11 protein-coding genes are annotated in these 13,077 nt (G+C 67.0%); 5 read left to right on the forward strand and 6 right to left on the reverse strand.

The features are described from left to right. Positions 1–54 precede the first annotated feature (54 nt). Positions 55–771: a hypothetical protein gene (locus tag PX653_RS26485; protein ID WP_277415615.1), complete on the forward strand. Its 717-nt coding sequence runs from the start codon at positions 55–57 to the stop codon at positions 769–771. Between the two features lie 50 nt (positions 772–821). On the opposite strand, the gene PX653_RS26490 is transcribed toward PX653_RS26485, so the two are convergent. Beyond that, complete coding sequence (locus PX653_RS26490) at positions 822–1,364, reverse strand: hypothetical protein (protein ID WP_277415616.1); 543 nt, start codon at positions 1,362–1,364, stop codon at positions 822–824. A 45-nt stretch (positions 1,365–1,409) separates the two neighbouring features. Beyond that, positions 1,410–1,781, reverse strand: a complete 372-nt coding sequence (locus PX653_RS26495) for a YbaN family protein (protein WP_277415617.1) — start codon at positions 1,779–1,781, stop codon at positions 1,410–1,412. Between the two features lie 290 nt (positions 1,782–2,071). Here PX653_RS26495 and paoA point away from each other — a divergent pair, with 290 nt between their 5' ends. The 4 genes from paoA (at position 2,072) to PX653_RS26515 (ending at position 8,041) form a co-directional block, all read left to right on the forward strand. Further along, positions 2,072–2,743 carry an aldehyde dehydrogenase iron-sulfur subunit PaoA gene (paoA, locus tag PX653_RS26500; protein ID WP_277415618.1) on the forward strand — a complete coding sequence of 224 codons (672 nt, stop codon included), beginning with the start codon at positions 2,072–2,074 and terminating at the stop codon, positions 2,741–2,743. After that, positions 2,740–3,693 carry an FAD binding domain-containing protein gene (locus PX653_RS26505; protein ID WP_277415619.1) on the forward strand — a complete coding sequence of 318 codons (954 nt, stop codon included), beginning with the start codon at positions 2,740–2,742 and terminating at the stop codon, positions 3,691–3,693. Before paoA ends, PX653_RS26505 begins: the two co-directional genes overlap by 4 nt. Positions 3,694–3,697: 4 nt before the next feature. Beyond that, a complete protein-coding gene (gene paoC / locus PX653_RS26510) occupies positions 3,698–5,902 on the forward strand; it encodes an aldehyde oxidoreductase molybdenum-binding subunit PaoC (RefSeq protein WP_277415620.1) in 2,205 nt (734 codons plus the stop codon). Between the two features lie 168 nt (positions 5,903–6,070). Beyond that, a complete protein-coding gene (locus PX653_RS26515) occupies positions 6,071–8,041 on the forward strand; it encodes an alpha/beta hydrolase family protein (protein WP_277415621.1) in 1,971 nt (656 codons plus the stop codon). Positions 8,042–8,083: 42 nt separating this feature from the next. Here the strand turns inward: PX653_RS26515 and PX653_RS26520 are convergent, their stop codons facing one another. From PX653_RS26520 to PX653_RS26535, 4 genes are read right to left on the reverse strand one after another with little or no spacing between them, the layout of a single operon-like run. Beyond that, positions 8,084–9,334 (reverse strand): cation:proton antiporter, encoded by a 1,251-nt coding sequence (locus PX653_RS26520; RefSeq protein WP_277415622.1) that lies wholly within the window; start codon positions 9,332–9,334, stop codon positions 8,084–8,086. A 36-nt stretch (positions 9,335–9,370) separates the two neighbouring features. Further along, positions 9,371–10,420: a ribosome small subunit-dependent GTPase A gene (rsgA, locus tag PX653_RS26525; RefSeq protein WP_277415623.1), complete on the reverse strand. Its 1,050-nt coding sequence runs from the start codon at positions 10,418–10,420 to the stop codon at positions 9,371–9,373. Positions 10,421–10,453: 33 nt separating this feature from the next. Next, positions 10,454–12,265, reverse strand: a complete 1,812-nt coding sequence (locus tag PX653_RS26530; protein WP_277415624.1) for an ABC transporter ATP-binding protein — start codon at positions 12,263–12,265, stop codon at positions 10,454–10,456. 37 nt (positions 12,266–12,302) lie between these two features. Next, positions 12,303–13,067 carry a thioesterase II family protein gene (locus tag PX653_RS26535; RefSeq protein ID WP_277415625.1) on the reverse strand — a complete coding sequence of 255 codons (765 nt, stop codon included), beginning with the start codon at positions 13,065–13,067 and terminating at the stop codon, positions 12,303–12,305. Positions 13,068–13,077 lie beyond the last annotated feature (10 nt).

The following is a 13,077-nucleotide window of genomic DNA, read 5'->3' on the forward strand; positions in this document are numbered from 1 at the left end:
GCAATTGCGCGAAGTGCCTCGATATAGCGCACATTGCCAACCGACCCGACGACCATGTCCACGATCCTCGCCTCCGCCGCCACCCTGCTGGCCCTGATCTTTTCCGCCCCCGCGCTGTGCGCCCCGGCCGCCAAGGCCCCCGTCGCCGCCACGGCCGCCAGCAGCACGCTGCCGGGGCATTACTACCTGCACGGCATGACGGCGGTGGGCTCGGAACTGCTGCTCAAGCCGGACGGCAGCTTCCAGTGGTCGCTGAGCTACGGTGCCGACGACCAGATGGCGACCGGCACGTGGGCCGTGACGGGCAAGGACATCACGCTGACCAGCGCGCAGCCGGCGCAGGCGCCCACGTTCCGCAATTTCAGCGAGGACGACTATGGCCGCACCAAGCCGGCGGAACCGGGCAGCTGGATCGCCATCGTCGGCTTCCCCCACCAGGGGCCGCTGGCCGGCGTCGAAGTGCAGTTCGAGAGCGCGGCCGGCAAGCGCGCCACGGCCGTGAGCCGGCCGAACGGCGACGCCATCGTGCAGATGCCGGCGGGCGAGCAGTGGGCCCGCGTCGGCCTGCGCATGGAAGGCAGCGACGCGGCATGGCAGTGGCTGGCGGTGCCGCCCGCGCGCGCCGGCCAGCGCCTGGCCGGCTTCACCGTCACGGACCCGCTGGCCCTGATGCCGCAGGCGTTCACGACGATGACGTTGCAGGAAGATGGCGGCAAGCTGCGCGTGACGAACCCGGAAGGGTGGCGCGGGCGCTACGAGAAGGCCGAGTAAGCGACGCTGGCGACGCCAGTGGCGCTGGTGCCAGGCACCGTGGGCTTGCCTTACTTGATGAACTGCACGGACTGGATAAAGGGCTCCATGTCGTCCTCGCCCGGACCGGCCAGCCCGCCGCCATTGTGCTGTACCTTGACCGTGACGCGTACGCGCTTGCCCAGATAGGCCGCCTTCAGGTCCTGCATCTCGTCTTCGCCGGTGTCGCGGAACCAGTCGCCGCAGGCGCCGCACCACGCCCAGATGCGCTTGCCGTCGTCGCGGCGGATGCGCAGGCCCATGTTGTCGATGCCGCCACCGGAGACCAGGTAGCCCTCGAATGTGCCGCTGCGGGCCGGCGTGTCGCAAAATGCCGGGGCCTTCTCTGCCAGCAGCGTACAGCTGCGTAAAACTTCTCCCTCGATCAGCTGGCAGCTGTTGGATGCACTGCAGGGCGGGTGCGTGGCGGGCGACACATAGCTGCACTGCTTGACCAGCTGCGCGGCGCGGGCTTCGCCCAGTTCGGCCTTGCAGGAGAGGGGAGCGGCGCTGGCGCCGCCGACGACGAGGAAAGCGGCCGTCAGAACGAACCGGCGCAGGAAGGGAAATCGCATGGGGAACATCCGTAGTTGCAAGAACGGCATTCTACGCCGACGGAGCTACCCGCGCTTCGGTCGCATCGTCGGCACGTACCGCACCAGGTAGACCGTCACGCCCGTGCCGATCGCCGCCAGCAGCAGCACCAGCGCGAGGCCCGGCACCCGCGTCATCGACCAGCCCAGCGAACCCCACATCAGCACCAGCACGACGACCTTGGCGCGCAGCGGGATGCCACGGCCGTCCTCGTAGTCGCGCAGGTAGGCGCCGAACACGCGGTTCGTGCGCAGCCAGTTGTGCAGCCGCGGCGAGCCGCGCACGAAGCAGGCGGAGGCCAGCAGCAGGAACGGGGTCGTCGGCAGCAGCGGCAGGAACACGCCGAAGACAGCCAGCACGACGGCAATACAGCCAATGATGTTCAACAGGTGTTTCATCGGATCCCGGGGAAATGGTCAGGGCGCAGGGTACCGCATCGGGCCGGGGTTTGCACGGGCGGGTCGTTGGCGGTTCATCCGGCACGAAGGACCGGCATCGAAGTGCCGGTCGCGGGTGCGCTTCCCGGTGCCTGCCCCATGAGACCCGCGGTGGAGGGCGGCCGGATTGATGAACCAGCGTCATAAGACTATGCCACCCAAACGTGCCAATCCTTTTCGGATATGCATTTAAGATAACTGTTGGCTCCCGCCAGGCCCTTGCCCACTTACCCAGCCACAGGATGCGAACCATGGATGACCCTATCGAAGCACCACCGAGCGACATCAAGCTCACCCGGCGCGACCTGCTGATCGCGGGCGCCGTTTCCGCCACGGTGGCGGCAGTTCCCGCGGTGGCCGCCGGCCAGGCCCAGCCTGCCGGCGGACGCAGCGACATGCCGACGCCCCCCGTCAAGGCCAAGGTAGCGCTAACGGTGAACGGCCAGCGGCGCGAGCTGGAAGTCGATACGCGCACCACCCTGCTCGATGCGCTGCGCGAGAACCTGCGCCTGACCGGTACCAAGAAGGGCTGCGACCAGGGCCAATGCGGGGCCTGCACGGCCATCGTCGACGGCCGCCGCATCAATTCCTGCCTGACGCTGGCCGTCATGCACGATGGCGCGCAGGTGACGACCATCGAAGGCCTGGGCACGCCCGACAAGCTGCACCCGATGCAGGCCGCGTTCGTCAAGCACGACGGTTACCAGTGCGGCTACTGTACGCCCGGGCAGATCTGTTCGGCCGTATCGGTGCTGGACGAGATCCGCAAGGGCCTGCCCAGCCACGTGACGGACGACCTGACGCGCGCGCCCCAGCTGACCGAGGAGGAAATCCGCGAGCGCATGAGCGGCAATATCTGTCGATGCGGCGCCTATTCCAACATCGTCGATGCGATCGTCGAAGTGGCCGGGAGGAAGGCATGAAAGTGTTTACCTATGAACGTGCGCGCACCCCGGCCGAAGCCGCGGCCGCCGTCCTGCGCGTCAACGGCGCCCGCTTCATCGCCGGCGGTACCAACCTCCTGGACCTGATGAAGCTGGAGATCGAAACGCCGCCCCACCTGGTGGACGTGAATGGCCTGGGCCTCGACCGCATCGAGCCCACCGCCGACGGCGGCCTGCGCATCGGTGCCCTCGTGCGCAACACGGACCTGGCGGCCCACGAGCGCGTGCGGCGCGACTATGGCGTGCTGTCGCGCGCGCTGCTGGCGGGAGCTTCGCAACAGCTGCGCAACAAGGCGACGACGGCCGGCAACCTGCTGCAGCGCACCCGCTGCCCGTATTTCTACGACACGAACATGGCGTGCAACAAGCGCGCCCCGGGCAGCGGCTGCTCCGCCATCGGCGGCTACACGCGCGGCCACGCGATCGTCGGCGCCAGCGAGGCCTGCATCGCCACGCACCCGAGCGACATGGCGGTGGCCATGCGCGTGCTCGATGCGAACGTGGAAACCGTCAAGCCCGATGGCACCACGCGCGTCATCCCCATCGCCGATTTCCACCGCCTGCCCGGCAGCACGCCGCACGTCGAGCACACGCTGGCGCCCGGTGAGCTGATCACGGCGGTGACGCTGCCCAAGCCCGTCGGCGGCAGGCAGTTCTACCGCAAGGTGCGCGACCGCGCCTCGTATGCGTTCGCGCTGGTCTCGGTGGCGGCCATCGTCCAGCCGGACGGCCGCGGCAGCGTGGCGCTGGGCGGGGTCGCGCACAAGCCGTGGCGCGTGCCGGCGGCCGATGCGCAGCTGCCGCGCGGCAGCCAGGCGGTCGTCGACCAGCTGCTGGCCGGCGCGAAGACGACATCGGAAAACGCGTTCAAGATTCCCCTGGTCCGGCGCACGCTCGACGCGGTGCTGGCGGAAGCAAAGAAAGGATGATGCGATGAAGTTTGCCACGCCAGCCAGCACCAACCCGATCGACCAGCTGAAGGTCGTCGGCCACCCCGTCGACCGTATCGACGGGCCGCTCAAGACCACGGGCACCGCCCGCTACGCCTACGAGCAGCACGAGGCGGCACCCAACGCCGCCTATGGCTACGTCGTCGGTTCCGCCATCGCCAAGGGAAAGATCGCGTCGATGGACACCGCCGCCGCCAAGCGCGCCCCTGGCGTCATCGCCATCGTCACGGCCGACAACGCCGGCAAGCTCGGCAAAGGCAAGTACAACACCGCCACCCTGCTGGGCGGGCCGGCCATCGAGCACTACCACCAGGCGGTCGCGCTGGTCGTGGCCGAGACGTTCGAACAGGCGCGCGCAGCCGCGCAACTGGTCAAGGTCAAGTACGTCGAGGAGAAGGGCCGCTACGACCTGGCCGCCGCCAAGGGCACGGCCAAGGTGCCGAAGAAGGAGGAGGACCCGCCCGAGACCAAGGCGGGCGCCTTCGCCAGCGCCTTCGACAGCGCGCCGGTAAAACTGGACGCGACCTACACGACGCCGGACCAGAGCCACGCGATGATGGAGCCGCATGCGTCCATCGCGCGCTGGGAGGGCGACAAGGTCACGATCTGGACGTCGAACCAGATGATCGACTGGAGCGTGGGCGACATGGCCAAGACGCTCAACCTGCCCAGGGAGAACGTGCGCCTGATCTCGCCCTACATCGGCGGCGGCTTCGGCGGCAAGCTGTGGATCCGCGCGGAGGCCTTGCTGGCCGCGCTGGGCGCGAAGGCGGCGGGACGGCCCGTCAAGGTGGCGCTGCAGCGCGCGCTGATGATCAACAACACGACGCACCGGCCCGCCACCATCCAGCGCCTGCGCATCGGCGCCACGCGCGAGGGCCGCATCACGGCGATCGCCCATGAAAGCTGGTCGGGCGACCTGCCGGACGGGAAGCCGGAAACGGCCGTCAACCAGACCCGCCTGCTGTACGCGGGGCCGAACCGGATGACCCGGCTGCGCCTGGCGGTGCTGGACCTGCCCGAGGGGAACGCCATGCGCGCGCCCGGCGAGGCGCCCGGCATGATGGCGCTGGAAATCGCCATCGACGAGATGGCGGAAAAGCTCAAGATGGACCCCGTCATGTTCCGCATCATTAACGACACGACGGTCGATCCGGAAAAGCGCGAGCGCAAGTTCTCGCAGCGCCGCTTCGTCGAATGCATGCGCACGGGGATGGAGCGCTTCGGCTGGAACAAGCGCAATCCGCAGCCGGCCCAGGTGAGGGAAGGGCGCTGGCTGGTCGGCATGGGCGTGGCCGCCGCGTTCCGCAACAACCTGGTCGGCAAGTCCGCCGCGCGGGTGCGGCTGGGACCGGACGGTATCGTCACGGTCGAAACGGACATGACCGACATCGGCACCGGCAGCTACACCATCATCGCGCAGACGGCGGCCGAGATGATGGGCGTCCCGCTGGACAAGGTGGCCGTGAAGCTGGGCGACTCGGCCTACCCGGTGTCGGCCGGCTCGGGCGGGCAATGGGGCGGCAACTGCTCTACTTCCGGCGTGTATGCGGCGTGCGTGAAGCTGCGCGACGTCGTCTGCCAGAAGCTGGGCCTCGATGCGGCCCAGGCGCAGTTCGCCGACGGCATGGTCAAGGCGGGCGGGCAGTCGCTGCCGCTGCGCCAGGCCGCGCAGGGCGCCGAGCTGGTGGCGGAGGACACGATCGAGTTCGGCGACCTGGACAAGAAATACCAGCAGTCCACGTTCGGCGCCCACTTCGTCGAGGTGGCGGTGGACGCGTACACGGGCGAAGTGCGGGTGCGGCGCATGCTGGCCGTGTGCGCGGCCGGCCGCATCCTGAACCCGAAGTCCGCGCGCAGCCAGGTGATCGGCGCGATGACGATGGGCGTGGGCGGCGCGCTGATGGAACACCTCGTCGTCGACAAGCGGGTCGGCTTCTTCGTCAACCACGACCTGGCCAGCTACGAGGTGCCGGTGCATGCGGACGTGCCGCACCAGGACGTCGTCTTCCTGGATGAGACGGACCCGATGTCGTCGCCGATGAAGGCCAAGGGCGTGGGCGAACTGGGGTTGTGCGGCGTGGCGGCGGCGATTGCCAACGCCATCCACAACGCCACCGGCATTCGCATCCGCGATTATCCGCTGACCCTCGATAAAATGATCGATAAATTGCCGCAGGTGGCTTGAGCCAGAACGGGAAGCCGCGCGGGACGCGGCTTCTTTTTTAGTAGCCGTGATATTTGGAGAGATTCCACTTTAACGCAACAGTAAAAATCACCGGGAATAGTTGACAGCTTGACTTTATATTATCGCGGCATCGAAAATCGTCGGTTCCGATATTCATCCGCGTATAATATGAAACCCCGTCAATTCAGTGCTGCCGTCGCAGCGCTCGCCATCGCCGGCGCCGCCCAGGCGGCACCGCCGGCCGAAGCCTTCTTCGGCATGCCCACCATTAGCAAGGCAACGATCTCGCCCAACGGGCATTACGTGGCTTACTTGTACACCAACGAGAAGCGCCGGCAGATCATCGCCGTGCGGGACACGCGCAAATTGACGGAAGTGACGGTGGCAGCCGAATCGCAAGGCGAGGACGCCCCGATTACGGCAGTGCATTGGATTAACAACGAGCGCCTCGGTTTCACGGTCAAGGATATGCGGGTGGAGTTCGAGGGCAACCTCGACGAATTTGCCGCCAACCGCGACGGTACGCTCCTGACGCACCTGATCTCCGGTAATTGGCACCATCGCCAGCAAAGCGTCGGATCGCACATGAAGTCGCGCGTGCTGATGGCCGATTACTCGTTCTACGACCGTACGCACGACGGCTCGGACGACATCATCGTCGAGAAGCACCTGTGGAACAACACGGACCGGCAGCCCGAATCGTCGCGCCTGTACCGGCTCAATACGAGGACCCGCGAGCTGGCCGACCTGCTGCCGGGAACGCAGCCGGCCCGCGTGGGCCGCTGGCTGCTCGATGCCGACGACACACCGCGCATCGCCACCTCGACCGACAAGGGGCGCTGCATCGTGTCGTACCGCGCCAAGGACGGCAAGGACTGGTCGCAGCTCAGCAACGGCGACTGCTTTACCGACGCCCGCATCGTGCCGCGCTTCTTCGACAACAAGAACACGTTGTACGTGACGGCTGGCCACCAGGGCTTTACGGCGCTGTACACCTTCGATATCGCCAAGGGCCAGCGCTCGGCCGATCCGCTGGTCGTGCTCGACGGGTTCGACTTCTCCGGCCGGCCCATCATGGACTACAAGACGAAAAAGCTGCTGGGCATGCACATCGCCACGGATGCCCAATCGACCGTGTGGTTCGATCCGGCCATGAAGGCGCTGCAGGAAAGGATCGACAAGCTGGTGCCCGGCATGGGCAACCTGATCGAGTGCGAGTACGACTGCGCCAACGCGCAGGCATTGCTGGTGCGTTCGAGCTCGGACCGCGACCCCGTGCAGTACCTGATCTATCACCCGGCCGCCAATACCGTTGTCAGCCTGGGCAGCCAGCACCCCGACATCAAGCGCGCCGAGATGGGCACGCGCGACTTCCAGCGCTTCGCGGCCCGCGACGGCCTGCGGATTCCCGTCTATATCACCATGCCGCCGGGTAAACCGAAAGGCCCGCTGCCGACCGTCGTGCTGGTGCATGGCGGTCCGTGGGTACGGGGCGGCTCGTGGGAGTGGGACAGCGAAGCGCAGTTCCTGGCGTCGCGCGGCTATGTCGTGCTGGAGCCGGAGTTCCGCGGCAGTACCGGCTTCGGCTTCAAGCACTTCCAGGCCGGCTGGCGCCAGTGGGGCCGCAGCATGCAGGACGACCTGGCCGACACGGCCCAGTGGGCGATCAGGCAGGGCTGGTCCGATCCCAAGCGCATCGCCATCATGGGCGGCAGCTATGGTGGCTATGCCACCCTGATGGGCCTGATCCGCCACCCGGAACTGTTCCGCTGCGGGATCGATTACTTCGGCGTCAGCGACATCAACCTGATGTTCACGTCGGCGCGCGGCGATTTTTCCGAATACAGCCTGCGCTACGACCTGCGCACGCTGATCGGCGATCCGGACAAGGATGCGGACGTGTTGAAACAGAACTCTCCGGTGGCGCTGGCGGACAAGCTGAAGAACCCGCTGATGATCGCCCACGGCTATGAGGACCGGCGCGTGCCGGTGGAGCATGCGCAGCGCCTGCGCAGCGCGCTGGCCACGCCGCCGGAATGGGTCGTGTACCCGAACGAAGGGCACGGCCTGTACCACGAGAACAACCGCATCGACTTCTACAAGCGGGTCGAGCGCTTCCTCGCCAAGCACCTGCAGTAATCCCGCGCCGCACGTGCCCGGCCACGGGCACGTGCCATGCCTCTAAGGCACCTCGGCCGGCGTCCGTACGCCCGCGCCGCGCACCCCGTCCTTGCTGCGCGCCAGGAAGCGCAGCGTCGGCACCGTCAACGCCGTCGTCACGAGCGCCATGATGACGAGCATCGTGTACACCGCCGGCGGCAGCACCTTCAGTTGCAGGCCGATCGTCAGCACGATCAGTTCCATCAGGCCGCGCGTATTCATCAGCGAACCGATCATGCATGCTTCATGGCGCTGCACGCCGGCCATGCGGGCGCCCCAATAGCTGCCGCCGAACTTGCCGACGATCGCGCCCAGCAGGAACAGGCCGCACCAGGGCCAGAAGCTGTCGGACGGAATCGAGCCCAGGTCCGCCTTCAGGCCTGCATAGGCGAAGAACACGGGCATCAGGATCAGTTCGACGAAGCCGTCCACCCGCTGCGACCACTCGCGCGAGAAGGCCGGGATGTCGCGCAAGGCCAGCGCCGCGACCAGCGCGCCGAACGCGCTGTGGAAGCCGATCTCGGAGGTGGCCCAGGCCGACAGCATCACATAGCAGAACACGGCCGGCAGCAGCCGGCCCACCTCGGCCGGCGTCTGCGCAGTGCGGAACAGCCGTGCCCACAACGGCCGCACGACCAGCATCGACACGGCCGCGAACACCACCAGCAGCACGACGTTGCGAAGGATGTCGTGCCAGACCAGTACACCGGCGCTGAGCGCGGCCACGACGGCCAGCATCAGCCACCCGAGGGCGTCCGTCAGCGTGGCGGCCGTCAGCGCGATGGCCGCCGTCGATGTGCCCGTCATGCCCAGGTCGACGACGATGCGCGCCATCACCGGCACCGCGGAGATGGACAACGTCACGCCGCAGAACAGCACGTAGGGCAGGGGCGCGATCTCCACGGCAAGCACCGGCAGCGACAGCAGCGCGATGCCGCAGCCGATGACAAACGGGCAGGCGATGCCCATCAGGGCCACCAGCACGGGTACGCGCACGCGGCGCTGCTCGCGCAGCGAGCGCAGGTCCAGGTGCAGGCCGAGCTGGAACATCAGCAGCACCAGTCCCAGTTCGCCCAGCTTCGCCATGATGGGCGCCGCCCCGGGCGAAAACACGGCGTGGTAGGCCTCGCTGCCCATTGCACCCAGCAAGGGTGGTCCCAGCAGCAGGCCGGCGGCGATTTCGCCCACCACGCGGCTCTGGCCCAGGCGTTTGGCCAGCGCGCCGCACAGGCCCGCTGCCAGGATGATGATGCAAAGCTGAATGATCCACATGCGTTGTCCCCAGTCGATTGTCGTCGTGGCAGCGGCTTAGTACTTGACCTTGTTACTGCTGTGGATCTTCTTGAAGTACTCGCGGGTGTGCTCCTTGACGACGTGCGCGCCCAGCGAACGGCGCTTCTGCGACTCCTCCTCCTTGACCAGCTTCAGGTAGTTGTCGAAGTGCGCCTGCGTGATGACGCGGTCGGCGATGGCCTGGCGGATCGCGCAGCCAGGCTCGTTGTCGTGGCCGCAATTGCTGTAGCGGCACCGCTCGCCCAGCTCCACGATGGAGCTGAAGGTGCGCTCGATGCCTTGCTCGCTGTCGTACAGCTGCAGCTCGCGCATGCCCGGGGTGTCGATGATCGCCACGCCGTTGCCGGCGAAGTACAGCTCGCGGTGCGTGGTCGTGTGCTTGCCGTGGGCGTCGTCCTCGCGGATTTCGCGCGTCGGCAGCGTCAGGTCGAACATGGCGTTGACCAGGGTCGACTTGCCCACGCCGGAAGAACCCACCAGTGCGATGGTTGTCCCCTCGTGCATGTAGGCGTGCAGCACGTCCACCGTGCCGGGCGTGTTGACGCTGAGCGCGTGCACGTTGTCGGCACCCAGCTCGCGCAGCCGGTCGAGGTAGTGATCGAGGTCGTCGCAGACGTCGGTCTTGGTCAGGATCACGGCCGGCACGATGTCGAATTCGTGCGCCAGCGCCAGGTAACGCTCCAGCCGCTTGACGTTGAACTCCTCGTTCGCGCTCGTGATGATCCACAGGTAGTCGACGTTGGCCGCGATCACCTGCGGCAGCCCGTTGTTGATGCGGCGGACCCGGTTCTTCGGCTCCAGGATGCGTTCGAGGCGGAAGTGTTCGTTGGCCATTTCCGCCATCACCCAGTCGCCCACCGCCAGGTTCTGGCTGACGGGCTGGAACTGCGGCGGCACGATGATGGACGCTTCGCCATTCACGCCCATCGCTTCCACGCGGTTGCGGTGGATGGCCGTGATGCGGAAGATGTTGTCGATCGTGTCGTCGGCGCACAGTTCGTCGTACGACAGCTGTTGCATGAAGAGGTTGGACCAGCCGAATTGATGCAGTGATGAGTAAGACATGGGATGACTCCGAAATAAATCCGAAAAAAATGGTCAGGCGACTTGCGCCAGCCGGCCCTTCAGGTTGACGTCCAGGTCGTCGATGCTGACGCCCAGCTTGTCGCATTCGACCTGCAGCTGGCGATAGAACAGGCCTTGCCGGGCCAGCAGGTCGAAGAAAGTGCCCTGTTCGGCCACGCGGCCTTCGCGCAGGTACACGATCCAGTCCGCATTGACGATGTTCGTGATCCGGTGCGTGATGACGAGCACCGTCTTGCCCGCGGTCAGGCCGTCGACGCGGTGCAGGATCTCCTTTTCCGTCCCCACGTCCAGCGCCGAAGTGGCTTCGTCCAGCAGGAACATGCTGCCGCCCTTCAAGAGCGCGCGGGCCAGCGCCACGCGCTGCTTCTGGCCGCCCGAGATCTTGTCGCCGCTGCTGCCCACCTGTTCGTCCAGGTTGCGCTCGGGCGAGTCGAGCCACTCGTCCAGGCCACCGGAGCGGGCGGCCCGCTCGACCGCTTCCCGGCTCGCGCCCCAGTTGCCGTAGGCGATATTGTCCGCGATCGAGCCCTGGAACAGGTCCGCATGTTGCGACACCACCGCGATCTCCGAGCGCAGCGAGGCGGCCGTCAGGTCGCGGATGTCGGTGCCGTCGACGAGGATCTGCCCCGCGTCCTGCACGTAGTAGCGCAGCAGCAGGTTGACCAGCGTCGACTTGCCGGCGCCGCTTTCGCCCACGATCGCCACCGTCTGGCCGGCGCGCACCTGGAAGCTGACGCCGTCCAGCGTCTGCTTGGCCTTGTTCGACTCGTACGCGAACGAGACGTTGCGGAACTCCACGCAAGGCGCGCCCTTGGCCTGGTAGGCGCGCGCGTTGGCGCGCTGGCCCAGGCCCGCGCCGGCATTGGTGAAGTCGATGATCTTCTCGCATTCGATCGAATCGACGTACACCTGCTCCAGGCTCTTGCCGAGCGCGCGCAGCGGGCCGTTCAGGATGGTGGCGAAATAGGCCGCCAGCATCGCGTCCTGCAGCGTCGCCTGGCCCGACTGCCAGCTCAGGAAGGCATAGGCGCCGATGCCCGCCATCGCCACGATGGCGATCACGTTGTTGCGGAAGCCGCACAGCACTTCCGTGCGGTGCAGCGCCTGGAACGCGTCCTTCTGCACGTTCAGCACCGTGCGCGCCTTGCCCACTTCGTACTCGACGTTGCCGAACTGGTGCGCCACGCGGTAGCGACCTATGGCGGCCAGCAGGCCGCCATAGGCACCGTAGGCCGCGCCCAGGCGCTTCTTGCTGGCGTCGCCCATGCGCGCCGCATTGTACGACGCGGACGTGACATACAGGCACAGCGCACCGACGCCGATCAGGCCCGCGACGGGATGGATCAGGAACAGGCCGACAAAGATGGCGACCAGGTCCAGCACGGCCGGCGCCAGTTCGCCATGCAGCGTGGGCACCACCTTTTCCACGTTGCTGTAGACGGCCGTCAGCAGCTGGGGAAAGCTGCCGGTCGGCGACGAGAGGTGCTCGTCCAGCTTCATGCCGTAGGTATTGCGCAGCAGGTTTTCCAGCAGGGTCGTCTGCGTGGTCGAGCGCACCGACGACAGCAGGTAGCCGCGCGCGATGGGCAGCAGGTTGACCGCGACGAAGATGAACGCGATGGCCGCGCCCACTTCGGCCGTCAGCGCGGCCGTCATGTCGCCGGCGGCCATCAAGTGTCGCACCAGCAGGATCGGGCCGCCGACCTTGATGGTGGAGGTCAGCAGGTCCAGCGCGAGCGCCAGCCACAGTTTTGTGATGTTGGCGCGGCCGCTCCACAGGCACGTCCTGACGAATTGGAACAGCTTGATCAAACGTTTCAGCATGGTTTTTCCTGATAAATGAAAGCAGTGGGCCGGGAAGTCATGCTTCCAGGCTGCGCAGCTGGTCGCCCAGCAGCTTGTTGACGACGCCGATCACCTGGCGTTCGTTGGTCTCGATGAAGAAGTGGTCGCCGTCGAACTCGTGGATGCTGACCCTGGCGGCGGTCTTGTCCTGCCAGCCCTGCACGTCCGCCATCGACACCGACTGGTCCGCGCGGCCGTGCAGCGCGACGACTGGGAAACGTACCGGCGTGTCGTCCTGGCTTACGTGCTGTTCCGCTATGCGAATGTCGGCCCGGAAGCGGGGCAGCAGGAAGTCCAGCAGTTCCTCGGAGGCCATGACCTCGTCGCTGATGCCGCCGTACTTCTCACGCATGCGGTCGACGAACTGGCGGTCCGGCAGCCCGTGCAACTGCTCGACGGCCGGCTCGGCGCGCGGGGCACCGTGGCCCGATGCGACGAGGAAGCGCGGTGCCGCTGCGCCCACCCGGGCCAGGCGGCGGCCCAGCTCGAAGCCGAACAGCGCGCCCAGGCTGTGGCCGAAGAGCGCGTAGGGCTTGTCGGCAAAGGCGTGCTGGTGGCGCAGCAGCTCGTCCACCATGGCGCCGATGCTGGGGGCGAAGGCTTCGTCGTAGCGGGTCTCGCGGCCCGGCATCTGCACCGGCAGGACCTGCACCAGCGGCGACAGCGCGGCCGGCCACTTCTTGTAGAACGAGGCGGCGCCGCCCGCATGGTGGAAGCACAACAGGTTGACGCGGGCGGCCGGGTTGTGCCGCGGCGGGTTGAACCACTTCAGGTTGGTCATCGTGGGTTCC

This window comes from Pseudoduganella chitinolytica, assembly GCF_029028125.1.
Lineage (GTDB): Bacteria > Pseudomonadota > Gammaproteobacteria > Burkholderiales > Burkholderiaceae_D > Rugamonas > Rugamonas chitinolytica.

What these genes read in the sequence shown, in the direction of transcription:
- PX653_RS26520 (WP_277415622.1), bottom strand. Translation starts at nt 9,334, where the DNA reads ATGTGGATCATTCAGCTTTGCATCATCATCCTGGCAGCGGGCCTGTGC.
- PX653_RS26530 (WP_277415624.1), bottom strand. Translation starts at nt 12,265, where the DNA reads ATGCTGAAACGTTTGATCAAGCTGTTCCAATTCGTCAGGACGTGCCTG.
- PX653_RS26505 (WP_277415619.1), top strand. Translation starts at nt 2,740, where the DNA reads ATGAAAGTGTTTACCTATGAACGTGCGCGCACCCCGGCCGAAGCCGCG.
- paoA (WP_277415618.1), top strand. Translation starts at nt 2,072, where the DNA reads ATGGATGACCCTATCGAAGCACCACCGAGCGACATCAAGCTCACCCGG.
- PX653_RS26515 (WP_277415621.1), top strand. Translation starts at nt 6,071, where the DNA reads ATGAAACCCCGTCAATTCAGTGCTGCCGTCGCAGCGCTCGCCATCGCC.
- PX653_RS26485 (WP_277415615.1), top strand. Translation starts at nt 55, where the DNA reads ATGTCCACGATCCTCGCCTCCGCCGCCACCCTGCTGGCCCTGATCTTT.
- paoC (WP_277415620.1), top strand. Translation starts at nt 3,698, where the DNA reads ATGAAGTTTGCCACGCCAGCCAGCACCAACCCGATCGACCAGCTGAAG.
- rsgA (WP_277415623.1), bottom strand. Translation starts at nt 10,420, where the DNA reads ATGTCTTACTCATCACTGCATCAATTCGGCTGGTCCAACCTCTTCATG.
- PX653_RS26535 (WP_277415625.1), bottom strand. Translation starts at nt 13,067, where the DNA reads ATGACCAACCTGAAGTGGTTCAACCCGCCGCGGCACAACCCGGCCGCC.
- PX653_RS26495 (WP_277415617.1), bottom strand. Translation starts at nt 1,781, where the DNA reads ATGAAACACCTGTTGAACATCATTGGCTGTATTGCCGTCGTGCTGGCT.
- PX653_RS26490 (WP_277415616.1), bottom strand. Translation starts at nt 1,364, where the DNA reads ATGCGATTTCCCTTCCTGCGCCGGTTCGTTCTGACGGCCGCTTTCCTC.